This is a genomic window from Salmonella sp. 3C (assembly GCF_025426275.1).
GTDB lineage: Bacteria > Pseudomonadota > Gammaproteobacteria > Enterobacterales > Enterobacteriaceae > Salmonella > Salmonella enterica.
The window spans coordinates 3,574,329-3,598,801 of the sequence record NZ_CP104858.1 but is presented as its reverse complement, the minus strand read 5'-3'; the positions used below and the strand labels follow the sequence as shown (position 1 = coordinate 3,598,801).

The following is a 24,473-nucleotide window of genomic DNA, read 5'->3' as shown; positions in this document are numbered from 1 at the left end:
GGTTAGTCCTTCACAAAAATAATCCAGTGGGTTTTATCGTTCTTGCCGGTGCGCTGGCCAATAATTGGTTTCACGTCAGTAAGCGCCAAAATCTGGCTAACCGGAATCTGCGTTTCGTTCCATTTGAAAATGAGAACGCCGTGTGCCCTCAGCACCCGAAACGCCTCTTTGAATCCGGCGCGGAGGTCAGAACGCCATGTTTTTTTGTTGAGTCTCCCGTACTTTTTGCCCATCCAGGCCGTTTGGCCGACACGTTCCAGGTGAGGCGGATCAAACACCACGACCGGAAACGACGCATCAGCGAACGGTAGCGCACGAAAATCAGCAATGAGGTCAGGACTGATGACTAGGCGGCGACCGTCGCACAATATATGCTCCTCGGCGCGGATATCGGCGAATACGGCGCGTTCATCGCGCTTATTAAACCAAAACACGCGCGAGCCGCAGCACATATCCAGAATAGATTGCGATTCCATCACGACTCCTTAACCTTGATGCCAGCGGTGCGTATTTCGTGTATCGCATTATCATTACCAGCACACCAACCCTCGGCATAATCCCGGCTGAATCCGGTCATGTGCATGACTTCTCCAACGCTGAGTTTTGACAGGTTGACCTTCCGCGCCTCCAGTTCTGCCACCCGGCGAGCCTCACGGGTTGCAATTCCCGCGTATTCAATCAGGCGTTGGTCCAGTTCGGCTATGAGGCGTTCTGCTGTATCCAAATCCTCGCCTAACTTCTGCGCCATCCGAAACCAATTGGCGCGCTGTTCCTCTTTGGTTTCCAGCTCATCCAGCAGCGCCAGCATGGTGGCGGGGTTGGCTGCGGCGATAAATTCCGCGTCACGTTTCTCAACAGTATGGGCCAACGTCACTTCTTCACCGCAAAGAGAAAATGGCGTTACCGTGATGCCATTGAACAGTGATGAGGTGCGGCGCCAATTCCCCGGCGTAGCCCTCTCAGCCACTTCACGAAGCGCCCGTTTGTCGATGTTGCTCATTGGGCTCCCCCCTTGTTGATGCTCATTTTGGATGCTCCATAAACCTGCATTACCGGGCTTTTCTCCAGCACCGGCAGCGCTGAAAATCCCGTTACCTGACTACTGCTGTATCGCCTGAGGTCATAATCAATCACCGCACGCTGGTCTCGGAAAATGCCGCAGCGGCCATGACGAATGAAGCCGCCTCGCTCCAGCGCGATACGCAGATATTTCTCCGCCGTGGTTCGGTGCACGCCAAAAATCGCAACGACGTCGTTCGTCGTGATGCGCCCCTGCTCTTTCACCAGACCGATAATCCGCTCAAGAATAATCATCCGTTCGCTGTGTGTTTTAGGTCGGGCCATTTTTAACCCCTTATTTCACAATCCGGAGGTGGCTAACGTTTTTCCGGTAGCTTTCCCAGTCAAAATTCACCCACATCCCTCCGTCCATCTGGAGGCGATCGATAACCCTCGCGCCCAGTGAATCCAACAGCCCCTCGTGGTTAAGATTCGTCAGAACGCCAACAGGTCGCATCGATGAGAGACGGCGATCGATAACCTGATTGAGAATGACCTTCTCACCACTGCTCCCGCGCTGAATACCGACTTCATCCAGTACCAGCAGGTCAACTTTGCAAAGGTCATCAAGCAGGGACGCTTCTGATTGCCCACCGTCGTAGCACTCACGAACCCTGAGCATCAGGTCAGGAATGGTTACCACCAGAACGCTATGACCGCCGGCCAGCAGATGATTTCCGATTGCCGCCGCAAGATGGTTTTTCCCGGTTCCCGGACCACCGCTGAACACAAAGCTCGCAAATCCACTACCGAAGTTCTGGGCATAACTTTTTGCCATCGTGTACGCTTTTCGCTGCCCCTCCCCGCTTACTTCGTAGTTAGCAAACGTACAGCTACGATGGAGATCCTGAATGCCAGATCGCCCGAAAATCTTCTCGGTGCGGGATTTCTGATTCATCCTGTCAAGCTCTTCACTGCGTTTACGCCCTTCGGCTTCCTGCCATGCCCGCCACTCATCAGCAGTCGAGAATTTCGGCTGCACACTGGCTGGGATAATTCTTTTCAGGCGATCAAGCGCACTGCCAGTACCGATTACGTTTTTCATCGTTACCCCCTGAATCCGGTAGGAATGGTTTTGTCTGGCGCAGAAATGTGGTTCACATCTCTGCCAGCTCTTCGGTCGTTGAGAGCGAACTTCGGTTTGAATAGTCCCTGGTAGCCGTTGGCAATGCTTGTGTTGATGACGTTTACCGGATCGTGGCCTTCATCCAGGCACTCCTTCAGAAGCCTGAAAGCTTTTGTTACCGTCAGTTCGGTTTTTATGGGCTTTCCGGATTGCTGGCGGTATGTGACCCATTCGTTCCACGACGCAGCATTCAGCCATTCGGGAACAGGAATACTCAACGGATCAAACTTCACTTTTCCCTTAGGGGGATTAAAGGGGGTTAGATCTTTTATATTTGTCTTTGGAATAATGTCTTTGGTGTTCCCTGTTTTCGGGGATGCCCTTCCCTCTTTTCGGGGATAACTATCCCCGTTTTCAGGGATGGCTGAATGGGGTAAAACGCTATCCCTGTTTTCAGGGATAACTATCCCCGTTTTCGGGGATGCCCTTCCCCCTTTTCGGGGATAACTATCCCTGGTTTCGGGTACAGAAATAATCCATGTGGCAATTTCATCATCAGGAAAAGACACCGGACATTTTGAGCAATGTGGCTTGGAATAAGCCCATTTATCCAGGTTTGTATTAATCCCTATGTATCTTGTTTGACCAATACGGCGCAGGATAATGATGTTACGATAGGCAAGACTCAGCACCGCTTCGGATACATGCTTTACCTTCAGTGTTGTCTTATCTGCAATGAGGCTGTTGGCAATACGATCTGATTTTTTCGACCAGCCATAAGTCAGCCGGATAATCGCATTCAAAACACGGAACTCACGCCCCGATAGTTCAACGATACACAAGGCGTCCTGGATCTGATTAGCTAAACGTAAATAGCCATTTTCCAGATCAGCCATACGGCACTCCTGTTGCGTCGGTATCGGCGCAGGGAATTTGTATATTTCAGCGGTATTTGACATACTCATCTCCGCAATTACCTACCGTTTTTGCACCAGAAAGCCGTTGGTGACCCCTCACCGCGGCTTTCGCCTTTTTGGTTGCTGTCATTTTCAGTCCCACCCCAGCGCATCCGGCCTGGCTCGTTCAGCCTTTAGCCCGGCATCAGCGAGAATCTCTACGGCTGTGAGATAGTTTCTGGATACCAGTACCGCTTCCGGTGGCGCGGCCTGAATCCCAAGAAAAGCCAGCTCTTTCGCCATGTTGCAGAAATATCCCTCAGCTTTACGCCTACTGACTGTCGACTCGCTGATGCCCATATGCTCGGCGTATGATTTCTGCCCTACTGATGCAAGCCGGTTGAGCAGGACACTCTCTATCTCAATCGGGTTGATTTCTGGTGGGTCTAACTTTCGTGCAATTGCGTTCTCCATGGGTAAATATCCTCTATGGTTATTTGGCTGATGCCTCTTGGCTTGGTAAGCCATCGGTTGGGTTTGGGTAGAGATCAGGACGCAGTTCGTGTGGGGTGACTTTCCAGTCAATAGCTCTTGCCACTCGAACTACAAGTTCGCCGGGAACTTTGTTTTTAAACCAGCCGTTAACGGTCTGAGCACGGCGACCAAGTCGGCGTCCCAACTCAGCCTGGCTACACACGGAAAGGATCTTGCGTTGAACAGTTACTTTCATTGGTCGGTCTCATTGAGTGAAGATACAACCAATTATTCAAATTTAATCGATACTGTCAAATTATTTCGATAGCCATACCTACAGAAAAAATCTGTATAATGAAACCATGTAATTGTGCGAGAACGAAAAATGAACTTTGGAGAGCGTTTACAAAGAGTGCTTAATGAGACTGGGATCACCCAATCTGAGTTAGGTCGTAGAGTCGGCGCTACCTCTCAATCAGTTAATGGTTGGTGTCAGTCCGGCATTCTTCCCCGAAAAGATATCTTAGAGTTGTTACCTAAGGCCACGGGTAAGCCGTTGTATTGGTTCTTCATGGAGGATGATGATGAATCGGATGTGCCTGAACGTCTAACACAAGGTGGTCCAACAGATCTCAATGACCGACAAAAGCGGCTCTTAGAAATATTTGATCAGCTACCGACTGTTGAACAAGACCGTTTTATTGAGCTGGCAGGCACCAGACTTCAAGAACTAGACGATTTCATGGCTGAATACCAAAGACGCAGAAAAATCGAGCCTCCTTCTCGCTAAACCAGCTTTAAAACTACTAACCGCCTTAACTGGCGGTTTTTTTATGTCATTAATTCACCCACATCTCGCTTTCTTAATCTTCCCTGTAAAATTAATCATCAAATTTAATTGACATGTATCGATTAAATCGATAATACTTAACCTATCAACCGCAGCAACGAGTCATCAAGGCAGGACGCCCACGAAGTAGCCGCCCGGGGCATACGAAGACCGGGATGAGATGGCAAGGTTAACGCGCAGCAGGTGATAAACGTTCCGCTGGCCGGCGATAAGGCAAACGAGGGTGAGAATGATTGATTTCGCACGTAAACCAGCTCGACAGCAGGCCTTCCCGCTCAACCGGATTGAGGTTTTAATCCGCCGCCTCTGCTACCTGCTGGCGCAGAAAGGAGATCCGGATGCTTAAACAAAAGACATGCGCTTACCACCTGTGTGGAAAGCCGATTGAGCAAGGCAAAGAAGTAAAAAACGAGCTGATGCTGATTCGCGGCGCGCAGCTGACACATGAAGAGCGCGATTACTGCTCTGTACGTTGTGCCTCATACGACCAAATGGCGCACGAAAGTTAACGCAAAAGCCGCGCAAGGCGGCCCATACGTCCGGTGACACCGACCAAAGTTCCACCGGAAAACTACACAAAAAACCAAAGTTCACCCAATGGGCGCTATCTCTGGCCCGGGGATCTTACATCTAAAAAAGAGGATCTCACATGGAATTTTTCTATGTAGTAAAAGCTACGCAGAAATCCGGAAAGCAAGATGCGACGGTCTGGTTCACTGCAAAATCAGAAGCGCGCGCCAACCTTATGCTGGATGTCGTTCTGGAAGATGCTGAAATTGAAACCGGCCGCGGTAAGGATTATGCAAGGCCGATCCGCACCAATTTTCCGGTAGTCAACGAGCTGCCGCCGGAAGGTGAAATAAGTTTTACCTTCACTAATTATTATCGCCTCGGTGAAGATGGCATGACTTGGGAACAAATCCCCGGCGTCACCCTGCCATCATCTGAAGCCGCCGCCGTGGCCCGCCAGCACATCGTTGACGGTGTTGATACCGAAACAGGCGAGGTATTGGAAGACCACTCCGAAAATTTTGAGAACAAAGGCAACAGCCCTACCCCAGCCCCCGAGCTGACTGTTGTCGCAACTATGCCCCTCCGTCACCGCGTTCTTGCTCAGCACATAGGTGAAGGTGAGTATCTTTATCACGTCGACGCCTCCCAGAAAAAAGAAATTCTACGTCTCGAAATGGACACCGATAATTCATATGTCCAGAACCTGCTGCTTGCCGCCGAGAATGTTGAAGCGTTCAAGAAAGCTATCGAGCACGATATTCACAAAGCAGTGAATGCGCATAAACAGGTATTTCCTGTCGATGGAAAAGTGCCTGAGTTATGCACCACTATTAAGTTTTTTAAGGAATGGTTCAGTGCTGAACACATTAACCGCGGCCTGCTGGTTAAGGAATGGGCTGAACGCCTGAAGAATAAACCAGCACCCGTTAAAAAATCCGGGCCACATAAAGTAATTGTCGCCGACGTAAATAAGCCAGAACGTCCACGCCGTAGCGAAAAACCGACACACAGAACGATTAACTATGAGCTCGCCTGTGGTTTCTGTGAGGAGCTGGATCTGAATAACCTGCGTCCTGCAATGGATTTTGCAAAACGTATCATCGCCGAAGACCGGGAAGACTGGAAGCGAATGTCGATGACAGTGGGCATTATCCCCGACATCAAAGGCTACGACCGACAGACCATTATTGACCTGGTACGCAAGGCACCAAAGGCCGTACATAACGGTAATCCTGATCTTCGCCGGACGTGGTGCGAAAGCTTTCTTGCCGTTCATGGTGTTCGCGATCCGGACTGGTACGAATATGCGCCTGATAACACCCCAACAACCCATGAAGAAAATGCAGCAAGGCTTCGTCAGGCGGGTAAATGTCTGCGGGATATTGAGGCAGGGAGATTTCAGTGTGATGAAGAAAAACCACAACCAGCAGGCGAACTGGCAGATGAACCAGCAACGCCTGAAGCAGTGGAACAGGACACAATTGAACATCATCCGGACCCGCAGCCGCTGGAGAATGAGCCACCTGTAAGCCAGACAGAAGCAGGCTACCAGAAAATACGGGCAGAACTGTACGAAGCACGTAAAAACATTCCACCCAAAAACCCGGTTGATGTTGGTAAACAACTGGCAGCCGCGCGCGGTGAATATGTGGAAGGCATCAGCGACCCGAACGACCCAAAATGGGTGAAAACCGAGACAAGCCATCCGACCACCGAACCTGAACTGGTTAAAAATGTCGGCAACGGTATTTTCGACGTGTCCGCTTTAATGCAGAACTCATCAACTCATGGCACAGAAACGAATCCGGAGACCACCAGCAATGTGCAGGTTCAAAAAGCTGACAGTGATGAAAAACAGGCTGGTGATGCGGTGCAGGCAGGCGAAGGCGATCTGGGTACTGGTAAAGAAGCAGTTACCGTAGAGAACCAGAATCAGGCTGAGACGCACCAGAACAACGATTCTGTGAGCCAATCTGAACCTGAGGCGCAACAAAACGTACCGGAATCGCAACAAGAAGAGCCAGAAGCAGCCTGGCCGGAATACTTCGAGCCGGGCCGCTATGAAGGTGTACCAAACGAGGTTTACCACGCCGCCAACGGGATCAGCTCAACTCAGGTGAAAGATGCTCGCGTGTCGCTGATGTACTTTAACGCGCGTCACGTAGAGAAGACTATCGTCAAAGAGCGCTCTCCAGTGCTTGATATGGGCAACCTGGTACATGTTCTGGCTCTACAGCCGGAAAACCTCGAAGCAGAGTTCAGCGTAGAGCCGGAGATCCCTGAGGGTGCTTTCACCACCACCGCCACCCTGCGCGAGTTCATCGACGCGCACAACGCCAGCCTGCCAGCGCTGCTGAGTGCTGACGATATCAAAGCGCTGCTGGGAGAGTACAACGCCACCCTGCCGTCGCAGATGCCGCTTGGAGCTTCGGTAGATGAAACCTATGCATCGTATGAGCAGCTTCCCGAAGAATTCCAGCGCATTGAAAACGGCACCAAACATACAGCCACGGCGATGAAAGCCTGCATCAAAGAGTACAACGCTACCCTGCCCGCGCCGGTTAAAACCAGCGGCAGCCGTGACGCGCTGCTGGAGCAACTGGCAATAATCAACCCTGACCTGGTCGCTCAGGAAGCGCAAAAATCGTCGCCGTTGAAAGTCTCTGGCACGAAGGCCGATCTGATTCAGGCCGTGAAATCAGTCAACCCGGCAGCGGTATTCGCCGACGAATTGCTGGATGCGTGGCGGGAGAACACCGAAGGGAAAGTGCTGGTCACCCGCCAACAGCTCAGCACCGCGCTGAACATTCAGAAAGCCCTGCTGGAGCACCCGACCGCCGGCAAATTGCTGACTCACCCAAGCCGCGCTGTCGAGGTTAGCTATTTTGGGATTGATGAGGAAACCGGGTTGGAAGTTCGGGTACGCCCTGACCTTGAGCTCGATATGGGCGGCCTGCGCATTGGCGCCGACCTGAAAACTATTAGCATGTGGAACATCAAGCAGGAAGGCCTGCGTGCGAAGTTGCACCGGGAAATCATCGATCGGGACTATCACCTGAGCGCGGCCATGTACTGCGAAACTGCGGCGCTGGACCAGTTTTTCTGGATTTTCGTCAACAAAGACGAGAACTACCACTGGGTCGCCATCATTGAGGCGTCTACCGAGTTGCTGGAACTTGGCATGCTGGAATACCGCAAAACAATGCGAGAGATAGCAAACGGCTTCGACACTGGTGAATGGTCAGCGCCTATCACAGAAGACTACACCGACGAACTGAACGATTTTGATGTGCGCCGCCTTGAAGCGTTGCGCGTACAGGCATAAGGGGAAAATCATGGAAAACACAAATATTGTTACCACTGAGCAGCAGGCACCAAACACCATTTCTGCCAGTAACGCAATTTTTAACGTTCAGGCACTAGGTCAGTTAACAGCTTTCGCTAACCTGATGGCAGACTCAAAGGTAACGGTACCGGCACACCTTGCAGGGAAACCAGCCGACTGTATGGCTATCGTCATGCAGGCTATGCAATGGGGCATGAACCCTTACGCTGTGGCGCAGAAAACACACCTGGTTAACGGTGTTCTTGGTTACGAGGCACAACTGGTCAACTCAGTAATCGCAAGCTCCAGTGCCATTCATGGCCGTTTTCATTACCGCTATGGGGGTGTGACTGGGAGCGCTGCACCAGGACACAGGAAATCACACGCGATAAAAACGGTAAAAATGGGAAGTACACCGTCACTGAGCGCGTTCGTGGCTGGACAGATGAGGACGAGATCGGCCTGTTCGTTCAGGTTGGTGCCATTCTGCGAGGTGAATCTGAAATCACCTGGGGAGAACCTCTTTACCTCTCCGGCGTTGTTACCCGCAATTCTCCGCTATGGGTTTCAAACCCTAAACAGCAAATTGCCTATCTGGGCGTTAAATATTGGGCTCGCCTGTACTGCCCGGAAGTGATCCTCGGCGTGTACAGCCCTGATGAGGTTGAGCAACGAGAAGAACGCGAGATTAACCCTGCTCCAGTCCAGCGCATGAGCGTACAGGAAATCACCAGCGAGGTTAGCACCAGGACCAGCGCGCAGGAGTCGGCAGCTAACGTTGATGCTGTTGCCGACGATCTTCGCGAACGCATTGATACAGCAAGTTCCGTTGATCAGGCAAAAGCAATCCGTGCGGATATCGAATCACAGAAAGCGTTGCTGGGTACTGCGCTGTTCACCGAATTAAAAAACAAAGCAGTGAAGCGCTATTACCAGGTCGATGCACAGAACAAAGTCGAGGCAGTGATCAACTCAATTCCAAACCCTGGCGAACCGGAAGCCGCAGAGATGTTTGCTAAAGCTGAAAGCACGCTTGGCGCTGCTAAACGTCATCTTGGCGACGAACTGCACGATAAGTACCGCGTCACCCTGGACGATATGAAACCGGAATACATCGGCTAATTGCATCGGGAGGGGTTACGCCCTCCCGCCTGAGGAGGTTTTATGCGCCTTATAAATCGCAGTAAGCAATCGCCATTGGGCCGTCGCGCATGTGATGTTGCACTGGCGGCGCATCATGAAAAGTTCGGCGATTACGGCAGACAAAAGCACGTTACCAATTACACCGTTGTAGTGGATGGCGTAAAGGTGCCTGTTGAAGTAGTTAACCGGGCCACCAGCTACGTAGCCACCGCAATGATCGGCGTCCGGAAACTTAGAAATCTGCCAGCACAGGCAAACTGAATATTAGCGATGGCCCGCTGCGGGGCCACTGGAGAAAACGATGAGCAACATTATCCAACTGACGCCAAACAAGTGGGTTAGCGAAAAAGTTCTGATTGCGGTTACCGGGCTTAAGCCCGGAACCATTACCCGCGCCAGAAAAGAATCCTGGATGCTGGGCCGCGAGTACCTGCACATTTCACCAGACGGAAATCCGAAGCCTTCGAGCGAATGCATATACAACAGAGAAGCCGTTGATCAGTGGATCGAGGCGCAGAAAAAAAATCAACCAGGTGCGAAGACAACATGAAAAGCAGTACACTCGTCAATGCTCCTGGACGTCAGGAGGGATTAATGGCTAATGCATCATACCCGACAGGCGTCGAAAACCACGGCGGTTCGCTCCGCATCTGGTTTCTGTATAAAGGTAAACGTGTCAGGGAAAACCTTGGTATCCCTGACACTGCAAAAAATCGCAAGATAGCTGGCGAACTGCGTTCTTCGGTTTGTTTTGCGATAAGGATGGGGAATTTTAACTATGTGGAAAAATTCCCAAACTCACCGAACCTTGCCCGGTTCGGTCAGGATAGAAAGGAAATTACTGTGCTGGAGCTTACCGAAAGATGGTCCGAGCTGAAGAGAATGGAGATCAGCTCTAATACCATGAGTAGGTACGAATCTATCATAAAAAACATGCTTCCACTCATCGGCGAAAACAAAATGGTTTCTGCGGTGACTACTGAGGATTTGCTGTATGTCAGGAAGGAGTTGCTGACGGGCTTTCAGGTAATGAAGAAGGATCACCGGACTCAGGTTAAAGGCCGGAAATCGTCCACAGTGAATAATTACATGATGCTGATGGCCGAGATCTTCCAGTTTGGAACAGATAACGGCTATGCAAAGGAAAACCCGTTTAGCGGAATTAACCGTCTCAAGAAAGCGAAAGGGGAACCAGATCCACTCACGACAGACGAGTTCATCAGGTTTATCCAGGCATGCGGACACCAGCAGATGAGAAATCTCTGGTCACTGGCAGTCTATACCGGAATGAGGCATGGGGAGTTGTGCGGTCTGGCCTGGGAAGATATCGATCTGCATGCCGGGACGATCATTGTGAAGCGCAACCTTACCCAGACGGATGAGTTCACCCTGCCAAAAACCAACGCAGGTACTGACAGGGTGATATATCTCATTCAACCAGCTATTGATGCCCTGAGGAATCAGGCCCAGTTGACACGCCTTGGCCGGCAGTTTGAGGTTGAAGTGAAGTTGCGGGAATATGGACAATCTGTCATTCAGCCCTGCACGTTCGTATTCAGCCCTCAATGCGTCAAACGTGGACCTCGCACAGGATATCACTACGCGGTTAATTCCATTAATAAAATTTGGGCCCCGATAATCAAGCGTGCCGGCATTCGTTACCGTAACGCGTATCAGTCACGACATACCTATGCATGCTGGTCATTATCAGCTGGTGCTAACCCAAACTTTATAGCAACGCAGATGGGGCATACCGATGCACAGATGGTTTACAAGGTGTATGGAAAGTGGATGTCAGAGAAGAGCGCAGAACAGGTTTCTCTGCTCAACCAGGCACTTTCCCGCTATGCCCCATCACTGCCCCAAAGCATGGTAGCAGCGCAGTAGAAATCCTTAAATTCAAGGGGTTAGCAGTCGCATCGCTACATTTTTATAACATGGGGCACGAAATGCGCTCGACCCTAAAGACAGCTTATGGTGTGATCGGGGTTCAATAAATCGCTAAACAAGGTATACTCCAGCGGTTTTCTTAGTTGTTTATTGTACTAAACGCTCCCGTGAGAGGACGCAACAGCGCACCTATGACACAATTCGCTTCTCCTGTTCTGCACTCGTTGCTGGATACAGATGCTTATAAGTTGCATATGCAGCAAGCCGTTTTTCACCACTACTATGATGTGCAGGTAGCGGCTGAGTTTCGTTGCCGTGGCGACGACCTGCTGGGTATTTATGCCGATGCTATTCGCGAGCAGGTGGACGCGATGCAGCACCTGCGCCTCCAGGAGGACGAGTTCCAGTGGCTCTCCGGCCTGCCCTTTTTTAAACCGGATTATCTGAACTGGTTACGCGAGTTTCGCTATAACCCAGCTCAAGTCTGTGTCACCAACGATAACGGCAAGCTGAATATTCGCTTAACCGGCCCGTGGCGTGAAGTCATTATGTGGGAAGTGCCGCTGCTGGCCGTGATCAGTGAGCTGGTTCATCACTACCGCTCGCCAAACGCGGGCGTTGATCAGGCGCTCGACGCGCTGGAAAGTAAGCTGGTTGATTTCACTGCGTTAACCGCCAATCTCGATATGTCCCGCTTCCACCTGATGGACTTCGGCACCCGCCGCCGTTTCTCTCGTGAAGTGCAGCAGGCGATAGTTAAACGTCTCCAGCAGGAGTCATGGTTCGTCGGCACCAGCAACTATGATCTCGCGCGTCGCCTGGCGCTGACGCCGATGGGCACTCAGGCGCACGAATGGTTCCAGGCGCATCAACAAATCAGTCCGGACCTGGCGACCAGCCAGCGTGCCGCGTTGGCCGCCTGGCTTAACGAATATCCGGACCAGCTTGGTATCGCCTTGACAGATTGCATTACAATGGATGCGTTTTTACGCGATTTCGGCATTGAATTCGCCAGCCGTTATCAGGGGTTACGCCACGACTCAGGAGACCCTGTCGCATGGGGCGAAAAGGCGATTGCCCATTATGAAAAGCTGGGGATTGATCCGCTGACAAAAACGCTGGTCTTTTCAGATAACCTTGATCTGCCAAAGGCGGTCGAGCTCTATCGCCATTTCGCCTCTCGCGTGCAGTTAAGCTTCGGCATCGGTACCCGCCTGACCTGCGATATCCCTCAGGTAAAACCGCTCAATATCGTGATTAAGCTCGTGGAATGTAACGGAAAGCCGGTGGCTAAACTTTCCGACAGCCCCGGTAAAACGATCTGTCATGATAAAGCGTTTGTGCGCGCGCTGCGTAAAGCGTTCGATCTCCCGCAGGTGCGTAAAGCAAGTTAACCATGCCTGTGCGAAGCGCCCGGAAAGTGGGCGCTTTGTTACTCTTCTGACCATCTTACCTGTTCTGGCCGCGATGGTTACTCCTCTTTCCCTTCACTCTTCGACATATTTACGTGCGTAATTTGCGTTGTTTTTTCAGAATGAGTGTCCCGCTGTGTACGCGTTCTGAATAAATTGAATTCGCTAATAAATTCTTTACGCAGCAAGAACAGAGCAATTACGTTGGGGATAACCAGAAAACCGACAGCAATATCAGCCATTAACCAGATTACCGGGATTTCCATATTAACGGCAATCAGTGGCGGCAAAAAATATAGCCATTTAATGATGCGTTCTAGCTTATCGCCAAAGATATAGTTTATCGAAGTGCGAAATTTAATATATGAACCAAGATAAGAAGTAAACAGAATCAACGCCACACCGAGACAGAGAACCTGAACAATAATCGGATGCCATGTTTCTTTTAAGGCGGCAAAGATAATCTGAATACCTTGATAACTGGCGTCTGTCCACATACCAGAAGCAAGTACAGCAAATGCGGTAAAGTTACAGGTAATCATTGAGACAAAAAATACTTCCACTGCCCCCCACATTCCCTGACGGAAAGCATAATCCACGTTGGCAGTAGCATGTACTGTGGCCGAGGTACCCATGCCGGCTTCGTTAGTGAATATTCCGCGACTGGCTCCTTTACTGATGGCCATCATGATGGTTGACCCGACAAAGCCACCGACTGCTGGCGCAGGGGCAAAGGCATAATAGAAAATACTTTTTATAACCTGTGGGATAGCCTCGATATTCAATACCACTACACCAGCGGCACCAATGAAATAGGCAATGGTGATCGGTGGAAGTGCAATCGTACAGAATTTACCAAGACTGGAGAGTCCTTTTAAAATAACCAACACGCCTACGATGACAATAAATCCCCCGATGACGCTTGTTGGGATTTCAAACGTATAGTGAATGACCGCCGCCATCGTATTAGTTTGCACAAAACAGGCATCCGTAATAACCAGAATCATTAATGCAAACGCATATAATCCTGCCAGGGGATGCCATTTTTTATTGAGCCCTTTCTTAATATAATGCATTGGGCCGCCATAATATTCGCCATTCTCACCTTTACTTCGGTATTTCACCGCCAGCGTCACTTCAACCATTTTGGTCATCATACCCACGACCGCAATGATCCACATCCAGAAAATTGCCCCAGGTCCGCCAACCGCAATAGCCGCAGCAACACCTGCGATCGTTCCCGCGCCTAATGAGCCGGATAGCACAGTGGCAGCCACCTCTATTGATTTTAAGGATTTTTTAGACGCTGCCTCGCCAGTAGTGTTTTGTTTATTTTTTCCGGCAAGTGTACCAATTGTATTACGGTAAATTTCTTTTAAATTGATAATCTGGAAAAATTTGAGGCGTACTGTGAAATAAAAGCCAATGCCGATAACACACAAAAATAATGGGCCACCCCATAGAAATTCAAAGAGTTGTGAAAGTTGCTCTAACATAATGACCTCGGATTTAAATTAATTCGTTCAGTCTCAGAAATAATCTTTCCAGTTCAGCGTAATCCTGAATTTTGCCAACAACACTAAACTGGAAAGTCAGCGGGTAGGAGCATCCCTTACTCACTAAATGCCGTTTTAATGGTATATTGTTATGAAGTTTTGCTTCCTGCATTAGGTTTATTATGCGTATAAAAAACGCGTTTTTTACATGCTGCCTTTATTATCTAATTTTTTAGTCGTAATGTTTAAGCACTGCGTCCGTTCCAGACTATATCTTCATAAATATCTGGGGACGTATCGCCTTCGGTGCTAATAAGCAGAACATGAGCATTGGCATCAAGCTGTAAGCGATTAGCAAGATCCTGATAATGCATATTGTTCATCAACTCATAAAGTAACCCTACGCCAATAGCTCCGGACTCGCCGGAAATAAAAGGCGTATCCGTACCTGGACGCGGCGCGGCAGAAATGCGCATACCCTTAGCCGCCAGACAATCATCAGCGGAAATAAAACAACTGGTGTTGTCCCGAATAATAGGCCAACTGATAATATTCGGCTCCCCACACGCAAGCCCGGCCATTATCGTCGCCATATCGCCAGTGACGCAGTGAGGTTGACCATCATTCATAACTGCGGATTGATAAAGACAGTTGGCCTGATGCGGCTCAACCACAATAATATTAGGGATACTTTCCTGCATTTTTTCAACAAAATAACCCATAACACTGCCAGCAAATGATCCCACCCCCGCTTGTAAAATAAGGTGGGTTGGCAACGGACTGTTTGTTTCTGCGAGCTGATCATAAGCTTCAACCGCTAGTGTCATATAGCCTTGCATAATCCACGTTGGGATCTCTTCATACCCTGTCCAGGCTGTATCCTGCAAAAGCACCCAGCCTTTTGTTTGCGCCATTCTATGGGCCAGTCGCACTGCATCATCGTAGTTCAGATCGGTGATGGTGCATTCAGCTCCATGATGGCGAATATTCTCTGCCCGGATTAACGATGATCCTTTAGGCATATAAACGACGGCTTTTAGACCTAATTGCTCCGCCGCCCACGCCACACCACGGCCATGATTGCCATCCGTCGCGGTAACAAAAACACAATCCTTAATTTTTTCTTTAATCTCAGGAGTGTTAAGGGCAGCAAAACTTAACGAGTTAATATCACATTGCAATTTATCAGCGAGATATTTTCCTACAGCATAAGAGCCGCCCAGACCTTTAAAAGCATTCAGACCAAAACGCCAGGACTCATCTTTAATATGGATGGACCCTAGTCCAAGCCGCCGGCTTAGATGCGCCAGATTATGTAACGGCGTAACGGCATAATTGGGTAATTTTTTATGAAATGCTAACACCTCACGCCCAACATTTCCGTTAAGCAAACTTAAAGCCGCTCCTGTACCATATTTTTTCCGACGTGTATTAAACTGGTATTTAATAAGCTCATGCATAATGATACCTTTTGTTAAAGTTTATTTATTGAAATAATATGTTTTTGGCAATTATTGAGTAGAAACAAGTAAAGAACTCGCGTTTTGTGGCTGTAGTAGTGGTTATCCTCACTTTAATAAACCGTACTGATAAAAGAGCCGCACAATATCTATTACGTCCTTTTCTTTATTCCACTGATTATGATAGTACTATGCTTATTGCTGTTAAATGGCGCGAAAATGCCCATCGTCGTGCAATTTTCACCTTTTTTTAACGACCTGGACGCGGCAAAATTGCGCACAGTGATAGTCATCACATTAAAGAGGTTATTTGCGATATGAAGCTTGACGCCTGGGATAAAAACATTCTGACATTATTGCAGCGCGATAATCGTCTTTCTCAGCGGGAAATCGCCGAACAGGTCAATCTTTCACCTTCGGCAGTGAATCGTCGTATCGCGGCACTGGAGGAGGCGGGCATAATTAAAGGCAATGTCAGCCTTATTGATGCTGGCAAAGTGGGACGCCCGGTCACGATTGTGGTGCAGGTGGTGATCGAAAACGAGCGATTCAATTTACTGGAAGAGGCTCGTCAACGGTTTGTCAGTTGCCCGCAGGTGCAGCAGGTCTACTACGTAACGGGCGATTTCGACTTTTTACTGGTGCTCAATGTTCGTGACATGGCGGAATATGAAGCGCTTACCCGTGAGCTTTTCTTTTCCTCAGGCAATATTAAGTCTTTTAAAACGATTGTCGTGATGCAAAACGCCAAGCAAGAGATGCGCGTCCTGATCGAGTAACGTGCGCAAAGCTTGCAAAACCAGCCTAAATTCTCAATGGTTCGCGAGCAGGTGCGAACTTTTTACAGGTTTCTTTCTGAAAACCTGCTTCCAGATGCGATTTCTGCTTGTCTGATTGCAGATGCCAGGTAACATAGGAATACCCCCATTTCGGGTGGACAAGTGTTTATTTTTTCCGACTATTAACTAGAGAGAATATTATGAGCGTTGTGCCTGTAGCCGACGTACTCCAGGGCCGCGTAGCCGTTGACCAAGAAGTCACCGTGCGCGGATGGGTGCGTACCCGCCGAGATTCAAAAGCTGGCATCTCCTTCCTCGCCGTTTATGACGGCTCCTGCTTTGATCCTGTACAGGCTGTCATTAATAATTCTCTGCCCAATTATAATGAAGAAGTATTACACCTGACGACAGGCTGCTCCGTGGTAGTAACAGGTAAGGTTGTCGCGTCGCCGGGACAGGGGCAAAGTTTCGAAATCCAGGCTACGAAAGTAGAGGTCGCAGGCTGGGTGGAAGATCCGGATACCTACCCGATGGCGGCAAAACGCCATAGCATTGAGTATCTGCGTGAGGTCGCGCATCTGCGCCCGCGCACCAACCTGATTGGCGCGGTAGCGCGCGTTCGCCATACTCTGGCGCAGGCGCTGCATCGCTTCTTCGATGAGCAGGGTTTCTTTTGGGTCTCCACCCCGCTGATTACCGCTTCCGATACCGAAGGCGCTGGCGAAATGTTCCGCGTCTCAACGTTGGATCTGGAAAACCTGCCGCGTAACGACCAGGGCAGAGTAGATTTTGACAAAGACTTTTTTGGCAAAGAATCATTCCTGACCGTCTCCGGCCAGCTCAACGGTGAAACGTATGCCTGTGCGCTGTCCAAAATCTATACTTTTGGGCCGACCTTCCGCGCGGAAAATTCCAACACCAGCCGCCACCTGGCGGAGTTCTGGATGCTGGAGCCGGAAGTGGCGTTCGCCGATCTGGAAGACAACGCCCGTCTGGCGGAAGCCATGCTGAAATATGTCTTCAAGGCGGTTCTGGAAGAGCGTGCGGATGATATGAAGTTCTTTGCCGAACGCGTAGATAAAGACGCTATCGCTCGTCTGGAGCGTTTTGTCTCTACCGACTTCGCTCAGGTGGATTACACCGATGCGGTCGCCATTCTGGAACGCTGTGGTAAGACATTTGAAAACCCGGTGTTCTGGGGCGTCGACCTCTCTTCCGAACACGAACGTTATCTGGCGGAAGAGCATTTCAAAGCGCCGGTAGTGGTGAAAAACTATCCGAAGGAAATTAAAGCATTTTACATGCGCCTTAACGAAGATGGCAAAACCGTGGCGGCCATGGATGTGCTGGCGCCGGGAATCGGCGAAATCATCGGTGGTTCCCAGCGTGAAGAGCGTCTGGATGTGCTGGATGCCCGTATGGCCGAAATGGGGCTGAATAAAGAGGATTACTGGTGGTATCGCGACTTGCGTCGCTACGGTACTGTACCGCATTCCGGCTTTGGCCTGGGCTTTGAACGCCTTATCGCTTACGTCACGGGTGTGCAAAACGTGCGCGATGTTATTCCGTTCCCACGGACCCCACGCAACGCCAGCTTCTGATTTTTACGTCACACTCAAGGCCAGCTATGCTGGCCTTTTTTTTCGCCTGAATGTCAGCTTTATTATCAATAAGTAAATAAATTTAATTACAACCCTCTGAATTACCACATCTTGTTACTGTATATTTCACGAAAATATTTACACATAAAAATTAATCCTTAATTTTATTGCGGATTAGATTTTTCTGTTCTAATAGCACAATTTTTCACCACAATTTCAGACATCAAGACTTCTAAATGGCTATTTTTATGAAATAGCTCTTCTGCTGCTTTTTCAGGCACAACGGTTCTACAAGCCAATAATTACAATAAAATCATAGTGATAAAAGAAAAACGATCAAATCAAAGCGAGAACTCAGGGGAAGTTTGACGTTGTTCACAAAGTTCCGCGAAAATAACATTTATTTACATATTTTTTCCTTTTGAAACTAAATCTTTATATTTGTAACACTTTCACGGTAGCGAAACGTTAGTTTGAATGGAAAGATGCCTGTCAGACACATAAAGACACCAAACTCTCATCAATATTTCTGTAAAGTTTTATTGACGGCAGTGGCAGGTGTCATATAAAAAAACCAATGAGGGTAATAAATAATGATGAAGCGCAAAATCCTGGCAGCGGTGATCCCTGCCCTGCTGGCTGCTGCAACCGCAAACGCAGCAGAAATTTATAATAAAGATGGTAATAAGCTGGATCTGTACGGTAAAGCCGTGGGTCGTCACGTATGGACAACGACCGGCGATAGCAAAAATGCCGACCAGACTTATGCCCAGATTGGTTTTAAAGGGGAAACGCAGATTAACACCGATCTGACCGGTTTCGGTCAGTGGGAATACCGTACTAAAGCAGACCGCGCTGAAGGCGAACAGCAGAACTCGAATCTGGTCCGTCTGGCCTTCGCGGGTTTGAAATACGCGGAAGTGGGTTCAATCGATTATGGTCGTAACTACGGTATCGTTTACGATGTTGAATCCTATACCGATATGGCCCCCTACTTCTCCGGCGAAACCTAGGGCGGCGCCTATACTGATAACTACATGACCAGCCGTGCTGGCGGTTTGTTGACCTACCGTAACTCTGACTTCTTTGGTCTGGTGGACGGTCTCTCTTTCGGTATCCAGTATCAGGGTAAAAATCAGGACAACCACAGCATTAACTCTCAGAATGGCGATGGCGTAGGTTACACCATGGCATATGAGTTCGACGGCTTTGGCGTCACCGCAGCGTACAGCAACAGCAAGCGTACTAACGATCAGCAGGATCGCGATGGTAATGGCGATCGCGCAGAATCATGGGCCGTTGGCGCGAAATATGATGCAAACAACGTCTACCTGGCTGCCGTATATGCTGAAACCCGCAATATGAGCATTGTTGAAAATACGGTTACCGATACCGTGGAAATGGCAAACAAAACGCAGAACCTGGAAGTGGTCGCTCAGTACCAGTTTGACTTCGGCCTGCGTCCGGCAATCTCGTATGTGCAGAGTAAAGGTAAGCAGTTGAACGGCGCCGACGGCTCGGCCGATCTGGCGAAATATATTCAGGCGGGCGCGACTTACTACTTCAACAAAAACATGAACGTATGGGTTGACTACCGTTTCAACCTGCTGGACGAAAACGACTACAGCTCCAGCTACGTTGGCACCGACGATCAGGCGGCTGTCGGTATTACTTACCAGTTCTGATCAGCAGACCCCTTTGTTTTATGCCTCAAAAACAGGACTTCGGTCCTGTTTTTTTATCTCTCTTAGAGAAAATGTGCGTCTTTCAAAAACAGGCGGGCTTTTTAGCGCTAACGGTTGGCATTTTGTAAATCTGCCGTTAACCTGATAGCGGATTTCCCTTCTGTAACTATAATGGAACCTCGTCATGTTTGAGAACATAACCGCCGCTCCTGCCGACCCGATTTTGGGCCTGGCCGATCTGTTTCGCGCCGATGACCGTCCAGGGAAAATTAACCTTGGCATTGGCGTATATAAAGATGAAACCGGCAAAACACCGGTGCTCACCAGCGTTAAAAAAGCCGAGCAGTATTTACTGGAAAATGAAACGACGAAAAACTATCTCGGCATTGACGGGATTCCGGAATTTGCTCGCTGCACTCAGGAACTGCTGTTCGGCAAAGGCAGCGCGCTGATTAACGACAAGCGCGCACGCACGGCGCAAACGCCGGGCGGTACCGGCGCGTTACGCATTGCCGCCGACTTTTTGGCAAAAAATACTCCGGTAAAACGGGTGTGGGTGAGCAACCCCAGCTGGCCGAACCACAAAAGCGTGTTTAACGCTGCCGGCCTGGAAGTTCGGGAGTACGCTTACTACGATGCGGAAAATCACACGCTGGATTTTGAAGCGCTACAAGCCAGCCTGAGCGAAGCACAGGCCGGCGATGTGGTTCTGTTCCACGGTTGCTGTCATAACCCAACCGGCATTGACCCTACTCTGGAACAGTGGCAGGTTCTGGCTGAGCTTTCCGTTGAAAAAGGGTGGCTGCCGCTATTCGATTTCGCTTACCAGGGCTTTGCCCGCGGCCTGGAAGAAGATGCGGAAGGTCTGCGCGCCTTTGCCGCGCTGCATAAAGAGCTTATTGTCGCCAGCTCCTACTCCAAAAACTTCGGCTTATATAATGAGCGCGTCGGCGCCTGCACCCTCGTGGCTGCCGATGCGGAAACCGTGGATCGCGCTTTTAGCCAGATGAAATCCGCCATTCGCGCTAACTACTCCAACCCGCCAGCGCACGGCGCGTCCATCGTCGCGACTATCCTGAGTAATGACGCCCTGCGCGCTATCTGGGAACAGGAACTGACGGACATGCGCCAGCGTATTCAGCGTATGCGTCAACTGTTCGTGAATACCTTGCAGGAAAAAGGCGCGAACCGTGACTTCAGCTTTATTATCAAGCAGAACGGGATGTTCTCATTCAGCGGTCTGACCAAAGATCAGGTGCTACGTCTGCGTGAAGAGTTTGGCGTTTATGCCGTGGCTTCTGGTCGCGTGAACGTGGCGGGCATGACCCCGGATAATATGGCGCCGCTGTGCGAAGCCATTGTCGCGGTACTATAAAAAGCTGTCGACTGGCGTGACCGATAAAAAAGCCTGCACATTGCAGGCTTTTTCATTCTGCTTACCAGACCGGCATCTCATCTTGCAGGAAGGGATTATGCAGACGCTCGTATCCGAGCGTAGAGAGCGGGCCGTGGCCAGGAATAAAGGTCACATCATCGCCAAGCGGCAATAATTTACGCTTAATGGCGTCAATCAACTGGGTGTGATCGCCGCGAGGAAAATCGCTGCGCCCGACGCCACCTTTGAAAATCACATCGCCGGAGATCAGCAGTTGCGACTGTTCATCAAAGAAAACCACGTGTCCCGGCGTGTGTCCCGGACAATGTAACACCTGTAACGTCACATTCCCTACGCTGACGCGATCGCCGTCGTTCAGCCAGCGATCAGGCGTCAGCGGCTGACACTCATCCAGACCAAACATGCGGCTTTGCGCCGGCAGTCCTTGCAGCCAGAACTCATCTTCTTTTTCCGGACCGATAACAGGAACGCCGTAATGCTGCGCCAGTTCACTCGCCGCGCCGACATGATCGAGATGCCCATGCGTGAGTAAAATTTGCATCAACGTCACGCCGCTGGCGTCCACTTCCTGTTTAATTTTTTCCGCGTCGCCGCCCGGATCGACCAGCGCCGCCAGCCGGGTTTGTTCGCACCAGATTAATGAACAGTTCTGGGAGAACGCGGTGACCGGAATAATACGATAGTTCATACTGCTCCTTTGATTAAGCCTCGCTGATTACCAGTGCCGCGCCGGCCCGGTATCAATATGCACAAAGTTACTACGTGGGTAATATCCTACACCACCTGCGCGCATAGATAACGCCGCTTTGCGAATATTGCTCAGCGCCACGCCTTCAATATGAAAATCCATCGCCTGCCCTTTTGTATGGTAGCTTTTTTTCGCTACGCCGCTGCTACGGGCGCGTAATTCATTATTGGTATCAAGAGAACGGTAGCCTGAGATGAGCTGCACAGGTTTACGCGTCCCTAACAGCCCCTGAAGTCGGTAAAGTTGGTCAAACAGGCGGGGATCGATTGATCGGACTTTATTCGCGCGATAGTCACGGAAAAAATGGTTTAACTTTGCTAATTCATCCTGAATGTAGGCTCTTCCATCGAAAAACTCCGCCTTGATTGACTCTCCGGTATGGAGATTGTTTAACGTCAAAATGCGCGGGCGTGGGGTCGAGAGTGTGGCAAACGCTGGCGCGGGCAGGATGGCGGCGCCGAGAGCGACACCACCAAGCGCCAGCAGCTTGCGGCGATTAGCGTCAAATTTGTCCATGATAATCAGGTCTACAGGTCAATGTTATCGTTAATACACTTCTACCTTTAAGCAGACATGATACCGGCTGGCACAGACTTCTGAACGGCCCGGTCGACTTAAAGGTTGTTGTATATGCACTTCTGGCGCACGAAAGGCACCTTAACTGCCGATAAAGCCCGCGTCAAGATGGCCCTCCCCCAGCCACAACGGGGGTCTACAGCGAAACGCCCCGTTGAAGCCAAACATTAGGACAACATATTTACCAGAACTTCTTCATTTACCTGATTAATTGTTCAACCTTTGGCACAATTTGTGCGCTGGATCGCGCTGTGAGATCGTAATTGTAAATATCTGTACGATATTGCATACGTCCATCTGCGCCGACAAACGCGGTCAGATAGTAAAGATTTACTGGAATGTTCTGCCGGATATTGACATACCGCGTGTCGCCTTGCTTCAGGGCGCCTGAGATCCGCGCATCGTTCCAGCCAGCATCCTGCAAGAGCATATTCGCCAGTTCAGAGGCCTTATTGACCCGCACGCAGCCGGAACTTAACGCCCTGGCGTCACGCTGAAAGAGAGTATGGTTAGGCGTATCGTGCAGATAGATCGCATCAGAGCTCGGCATATTAAATTTATAACGCCCCAGCGAATTGTGCGCGCCTGGCGCCTGCTGGAAACGGAACGGAAGATTCGATGGCGTAATGGTGGTCCAGTCAACCTGCCACGGATCGATCGCTTCTTTGCTGTTCCAGCCGCGCATCACGGTGTAGCCATGGCGCTCCAGATAGCCTGGGTCATTCCACACCTTCGGTAAAATGTCTTTACGCGCAAGCGTGGGCGGAACGTTCCACGGCGGGTTCACCACCACATTATTCAGCGCGCTGCTCATCATCGGCGTTTTACGATCGGGACGCCCGACGATCACCCTCGAAGCCAGCACCTGGTTGCCATTCTGATAGTAGACCAGCGAATAAGCGGGAATGTTTACCATAATACCGGTAGAGAGTTCCGCCGGCAGCAGGCGTAAACGTTGGATATTCAGTGCCAGTACGCCTGCGCGTTGCGCGGGGGTCATATTAAGCCAGTTACGCGTCGCCGGGCCAATAACGCCATCCGCCCCCAGCCCTTGCCATGCCTGAAAACGCTTTACCGCCTCGACCAGTTCATTATCGTAGGCGGCGCGTACCGCCGGAGCCGGCTTACTACGGCGGGCCGTTTGTTCGTCGACCGGCTGCGCCACCGATGGTTCGTCGACCACGGCGGAGGGGCTGACGACGGCGCTATCAGCAGTGTTATCGCCGGGTAAGGCTATCTTTGGACCGCCATCCAGCATCCCCGTACGCTGTAATATTTCGCGCAGCGCAGGCACATCGTTACTCCATTGCCCCGGGCGCAGCGTTGCGGTATTGGCCAACTGCGGCCACGGGCGAGAGTCCGCCACCAGCTTCAGCAGCGCGTCATGCATGGGCGCATACTGTGGATGCTGCGGCGCCAGGCTGGCGACAAACATCGGCAACTGCCCCTCTTCCAGCGCGATTTGCCACTGGTTAATCACCGAGACTGGCGGCGTCGCCAATGCGTAAGGTTTGTTGCTATATAACCAGCGCTGGCCTTTGACGGGGATATTCGCAATGAAATGGAGATAGCCCATCATAGCGTCTGACAACACAACATCGCGCGCCATACCGTTTACGGCGGGATCGGTCAACAATGCCACCCAGGCGGTAAACTGCGGCTGGAATCCGGCAATCGCCACCTCCGCCAACTGTTGCTGGAAGACTTTCACCGCATCGCGATTATCCCACATGGGCTTCATGTCGCGCGCGGCATACAGCAATGTCAGCTGGCTCATATAGACCGGCGTATAGCCGGAAGGAAGCTGCGACTGTAAATCAGCCCGGACTTTCTCGGCTGAAACGCCCTCCGGCAGCGGCTGAATCCCGGCCATAATCGCCGTCGCGGCTGATTGCTTCTGCGGCCCAGCTAGATCCGGCGCGGCAACGGCGCTATCGCCAGGTATCATTTCAGGCTCATCGGCCTGCGCATTGAACAGTGGAGCGAATGTTACGGCCAGGCATAAACTGATTGCCGACAGACAACGACCACACATCTTGTTAAGCAACATCCCTTGCCCCCTGTTTTCGTTATCATACTCCGCATGACTGTGCTGCCCGCAGCG

The 24,473-nt window shown here is 50.5% G+C and carries 22 protein-coding genes and 3 pseudogenes; 13 read left to right on the top strand and 12 right to left on the bottom strand.

Features of this window, described 5'->3' with window-relative positions:
* Positions 1 to 2 precede the first annotated feature (2 nt).
* The 7 genes from N7E69_RS17125 to N7E69_RS17095 all read right to left on the bottom strand — a co-directional run bounded on the left by N7E69_RS17125 (position 3) and on the right by N7E69_RS17095 (position 3,751).
* On the bottom strand, positions 3 to 476 hold the full coding sequence (locus N7E69_RS17125) for a class I SAM-dependent methyltransferase (protein ID WP_000445793.1): 474 nt from the start codon (positions 474 to 476) through the stop codon (positions 3 to 5).
* Positions 476 to 1,000: an ead/Ea22-like family protein gene (locus N7E69_RS17120; protein ID WP_000065105.1), complete on the bottom strand. Its 525-nt coding sequence runs from the start codon at positions 998 to 1,000 to the stop codon at positions 476 to 478. The genes N7E69_RS17125 and N7E69_RS17120 overlap by 1 nt, the downstream gene beginning before the upstream one ends.
* Positions 997 to 1,344 (bottom strand): DUF977 family protein, encoded by a 348-nt coding sequence (locus N7E69_RS17115; RefSeq protein WP_000113623.1) that lies wholly within the window; start codon positions 1,342 to 1,344, stop codon positions 997 to 999. Before N7E69_RS17115 ends, N7E69_RS17120 begins: the two co-directional genes overlap by 4 nt.
* Before the next feature lie 10 nt (positions 1,345 to 1,354).
* Complete coding sequence (locus tag N7E69_RS17110; protein WP_000800010.1) at positions 1,355 to 2,104, bottom strand: ATP-binding protein; 750 nt, start codon at positions 2,102 to 2,104, stop codon at positions 1,355 to 1,357.
* 2 nt (positions 2,105 to 2,106) lie between these two features.
* Positions 2,107 to 3,090: a replication protein gene (locus N7E69_RS17105; RefSeq protein WP_000062941.1), complete on the bottom strand. Its 984-nt coding sequence runs from the start codon at positions 3,088 to 3,090 to the stop codon at positions 2,107 to 2,109.
* Positions 3,091 to 3,174: 84 nt separating this feature from the next.
* Positions 3,175 to 3,549, bottom strand: a complete 375-nt coding sequence (locus tag N7E69_RS17100) for a CII family transcriptional regulator (protein WP_001574095.1) — start codon at positions 3,547 to 3,549, stop codon at positions 3,175 to 3,177.
* Entirely contained in the window at positions 3,515 to 3,751 is a 237-nt protein-coding gene (locus N7E69_RS17095) for a transcriptional regulator (protein ID WP_000869364.1), read from the bottom strand. The genes N7E69_RS17100 and N7E69_RS17095 overlap by 35 nt, the downstream gene beginning before the upstream one ends.
* Before the next feature lie 129 nt (positions 3,752 to 3,880).
* Between N7E69_RS17095 and N7E69_RS17090 the strand changes: the two genes are divergently transcribed.
* The 9 genes and pseudogenes from N7E69_RS17090 (at position 3,881) to pncB (ending at position 12,610) form a co-directional block, all read left to right on the top strand.
* Positions 3,881 to 4,285, top strand: a complete 405-nt coding sequence (locus tag N7E69_RS17090; protein WP_001009036.1) for a transcriptional regulator — start codon at positions 3,881 to 3,883, stop codon at positions 4,283 to 4,285.
* A gap of 250 nt (positions 4,286 to 4,535) precedes the next feature.
* Positions 4,536 to 4,691: pseudogene (locus tag N7E69_RS17085) on the top strand (hypothetical protein); the annotation flags it as partial.
* On the top strand, positions 4,684 to 4,854 hold the full coding sequence (locus N7E69_RS17080; protein WP_000917690.1) for a YdaE family protein: 171 nt from the start codon (positions 4,684 to 4,686) through the stop codon (positions 4,852 to 4,854). The pseudogene N7E69_RS17085 and the gene N7E69_RS17080, both read left to right, overlap by 8 nt.
* A gap of 140 nt (positions 4,855 to 4,994) precedes the next feature.
* On the top strand, positions 4,995 to 8,183 hold the full coding sequence (locus N7E69_RS17075; RefSeq protein WP_000394220.1) for a RecE family exodeoxyribonuclease: 3,189 nt from the start codon (positions 4,995 to 4,997) through the stop codon (positions 8,181 to 8,183).
* Positions 8,146 to 9,305, top strand: a pseudogene (locus N7E69_RS17070) (RecT family recombinase). Before N7E69_RS17075 ends, N7E69_RS17070 begins: the two are co-directional and overlap by 38 nt.
* Positions 9,306 to 9,347: 42 nt before the next feature.
* On the top strand, positions 9,348 to 9,587 hold the full coding sequence (locus N7E69_RS17065) for a DUF4060 family protein (protein ID WP_001237031.1): 240 nt from the start codon (positions 9,348 to 9,350) through the stop codon (positions 9,585 to 9,587).
* Positions 9,588 to 9,627: 40 nt separating this feature from the next.
* Positions 9,628 to 9,876 (top strand): excisionase Xis, encoded by a 249-nt coding sequence (gene xis / locus N7E69_RS17060; protein WP_000065276.1) that lies wholly within the window; start codon positions 9,628 to 9,630, stop codon positions 9,874 to 9,876.
* Between the two features lie 44 nt (positions 9,877 to 9,920).
* Positions 9,921 to 11,213, top strand: a complete 1,293-nt coding sequence (locus tag N7E69_RS17055; RefSeq protein ID WP_001262311.1) for a tyrosine-type recombinase/integrase — start codon at positions 9,921 to 9,923, stop codon at positions 11,211 to 11,213.
* Positions 11,214 to 11,407: 194 nt separating this feature from the next.
* Positions 11,408 to 12,610 carry a nicotinate phosphoribosyltransferase gene (gene pncB / locus N7E69_RS17050; protein ID WP_000191404.1) on the top strand — a complete coding sequence of 401 codons (1,203 nt, stop codon included), beginning with the start codon at positions 11,408 to 11,410 and terminating at the stop codon, positions 12,608 to 12,610.
* Positions 12,611 to 12,687: 77 nt separating this feature from the next.
* On the opposite strand, the gene N7E69_RS17045 is transcribed toward pncB, so the two are convergent.
* Complete coding sequence (locus tag N7E69_RS17045) at positions 12,688 to 14,124, bottom strand: alanine/glycine:cation symporter family protein (protein WP_000893202.1); 1,437 nt, start codon at positions 14,122 to 14,124, stop codon at positions 12,688 to 12,690.
* Between the two features lie 245 nt (positions 14,125 to 14,369).
* Positions 14,370 to 15,584: a diaminopropionate ammonia-lyase gene (dpaL, locus tag N7E69_RS17040; protein ID WP_000544855.1), complete on the bottom strand. Its 1,215-nt coding sequence runs from the start codon at positions 15,582 to 15,584 to the stop codon at positions 14,370 to 14,372.
* 317 nt (positions 15,585 to 15,901) lie between these two features.
* On the opposite strand from dpaL, the gene N7E69_RS17035 reads away from it, so the two are divergent.
* From N7E69_RS17035 to aspC, 4 genes and pseudogenes are all read left to right on the top strand, one after another.
* Positions 15,902 to 16,363: an Lrp/AsnC family transcriptional regulator gene (locus tag N7E69_RS17035; RefSeq protein WP_000762342.1), complete on the top strand. Its 462-nt coding sequence runs from the start codon at positions 15,902 to 15,904 to the stop codon at positions 16,361 to 16,363.
* Between the two features lie 200 nt (positions 16,364 to 16,563).
* Entirely contained in the window at positions 16,564 to 17,964 is a 1,401-nt protein-coding gene (gene asnS / locus N7E69_RS17030; RefSeq protein WP_000117867.1) for an asparagine--tRNA ligase, read from the top strand.
* A 593-nt stretch (positions 17,965 to 18,557) separates the two neighbouring features.
* A pseudogene (gene ompF / locus N7E69_RS17025) lies at positions 18,558 to 19,649 on the top strand (porin OmpF).
* A gap of 184 nt (positions 19,650 to 19,833) precedes the next feature.
* On the top strand, positions 19,834 to 21,024 hold the full coding sequence (aspC, locus tag N7E69_RS17020) for an aspartate transaminase (protein ID WP_000462653.1): 1,191 nt from the start codon (positions 19,834 to 19,836) through the stop codon (positions 21,022 to 21,024).
* Between the two features lie 61 nt (positions 21,025 to 21,085).
* On the opposite strand, the gene N7E69_RS17015 is transcribed toward aspC, so the two are convergent.
* The 3 genes from N7E69_RS17015 to ldtD all read right to left on the bottom strand — a co-directional run bounded on the left by N7E69_RS17015 (position 21,086) and on the right by ldtD (position 24,419).
* Positions 21,086 to 21,733 (bottom strand): MBL fold metallo-hydrolase, encoded by a 648-nt coding sequence (locus N7E69_RS17015; protein ID WP_001109471.1) that lies wholly within the window; start codon positions 21,731 to 21,733, stop codon positions 21,086 to 21,088.
* Between the two features lie 27 nt (positions 21,734 to 21,760).
* The gene (locus N7E69_RS17010; RefSeq protein ID WP_000357052.1) at positions 21,761 to 22,309 is read right to left on the bottom strand and encodes a YcbK family protein; all 549 of its coding nucleotides are present in this window, start codon (positions 22,307 to 22,309) and stop codon (positions 21,761 to 21,763) included.
* A 259-nt stretch (positions 22,310 to 22,568) separates the two neighbouring features.
* A complete protein-coding gene (gene ldtD / locus N7E69_RS17005) occupies positions 22,569 to 24,419 on the bottom strand; it encodes a L,D-transpeptidase (RefSeq protein WP_000925867.1) in 1,851 nt (616 codons plus the stop codon).
* Positions 24,420 to 24,473 lie beyond the last annotated feature (54 nt).

Excerpts from the sequence above, each read along its gene's own strand:
- N7E69_RS17125 (WP_000445793.1), bottom strand. The coding sequence starts at position 476 with ATGGAATCGCAATCTATTCTGGATATGTGCTGCGGCTCGCGCGTGTTT.
- N7E69_RS17120 (WP_000065105.1), bottom strand. The coding sequence starts at position 1,000 with ATGAGCAACATCGACAAACGGGCGCTTCGTGAAGTGGCTGAGAGGGCT.
- N7E69_RS17115 (WP_000113623.1), bottom strand. The coding sequence starts at position 1,344 with ATGGCCCGACCTAAAACACACAGCGAACGGATGATTATTCTTGAGCGG.
- N7E69_RS17110 (WP_000800010.1), bottom strand. The coding sequence starts at position 2,104 with ATGAAAAACGTAATCGGTACTGGCAGTGCGCTTGATCGCCTGAAAAGA.
- N7E69_RS17105 (WP_000062941.1), bottom strand. The coding sequence starts at position 3,090 with ATGAGTATGTCAAATACCGCTGAAATATACAAATTCCCTGCGCCGATA.
- N7E69_RS17100 (WP_001574095.1), bottom strand. The coding sequence starts at position 3,549 with ATGGCTTACCAAGCCAAGAGGCATCAGCCAAATAACCATAGAGGATAT.
- N7E69_RS17095 (WP_000869364.1), bottom strand. The coding sequence starts at position 3,751 with ATGAAAGTAACTGTTCAACGCAAGATCCTTTCCGTGTGTAGCCAGGCT.
- N7E69_RS17090 (WP_001009036.1), top strand. The coding sequence starts at position 3,881 with ATGAACTTTGGAGAGCGTTTACAAAGAGTGCTTAATGAGACTGGGATC.
- N7E69_RS17080 (WP_000917690.1), top strand. The coding sequence starts at position 4,684 with ATGCTTAAACAAAAGACATGCGCTTACCACCTGTGTGGAAAGCCGATT.
- N7E69_RS17075 (WP_000394220.1), top strand. The coding sequence starts at position 4,995 with ATGGAATTTTTCTATGTAGTAAAAGCTACGCAGAAATCCGGAAAGCAA.
- N7E69_RS17065 (WP_001237031.1), top strand. The coding sequence starts at position 9,348 with ATGCGCCTTATAAATCGCAGTAAGCAATCGCCATTGGGCCGTCGCGCA.
- xis (WP_000065276.1), top strand. The coding sequence starts at position 9,628 with ATGAGCAACATTATCCAACTGACGCCAAACAAGTGGGTTAGCGAAAAA.
- N7E69_RS17055 (WP_001262311.1), top strand. The coding sequence starts at position 9,921 with ATGGCTAATGCATCATACCCGACAGGCGTCGAAAACCACGGCGGTTCG.
- pncB (WP_000191404.1), top strand. The coding sequence starts at position 11,408 with ATGACACAATTCGCTTCTCCTGTTCTGCACTCGTTGCTGGATACAGAT.
- N7E69_RS17045 (WP_000893202.1), bottom strand. The coding sequence starts at position 14,124 with ATGTTAGAGCAACTTTCACAACTCTTTGAATTTCTATGGGGTGGCCCA.
- dpaL (WP_000544855.1), bottom strand. The coding sequence starts at position 15,584 with ATGCATGAGCTTATTAAATACCAGTTTAATACACGTCGGAAAAAATAT.
- N7E69_RS17035 (WP_000762342.1), top strand. The coding sequence starts at position 15,902 with ATGAAGCTTGACGCCTGGGATAAAAACATTCTGACATTATTGCAGCGC.
- asnS (WP_000117867.1), top strand. The coding sequence starts at position 16,564 with ATGAGCGTTGTGCCTGTAGCCGACGTACTCCAGGGCCGCGTAGCCGTT.
- aspC (WP_000462653.1), top strand. The coding sequence starts at position 19,834 with ATGTTTGAGAACATAACCGCCGCTCCTGCCGACCCGATTTTGGGCCTG.
- N7E69_RS17015 (WP_001109471.1), bottom strand. The coding sequence starts at position 21,733 with ATGAACTATCGTATTATTCCGGTCACCGCGTTCTCCCAGAACTGTTCA.
- N7E69_RS17010 (WP_000357052.1), bottom strand. The coding sequence starts at position 22,309 with ATGGACAAATTTGACGCTAATCGCCGCAAGCTGCTGGCGCTTGGTGGT.
- ldtD (WP_000925867.1), bottom strand. The coding sequence starts at position 24,419 with ATGTTGCTTAACAAGATGTGTGGTCGTTGTCTGTCGGCAATCAGTTTA.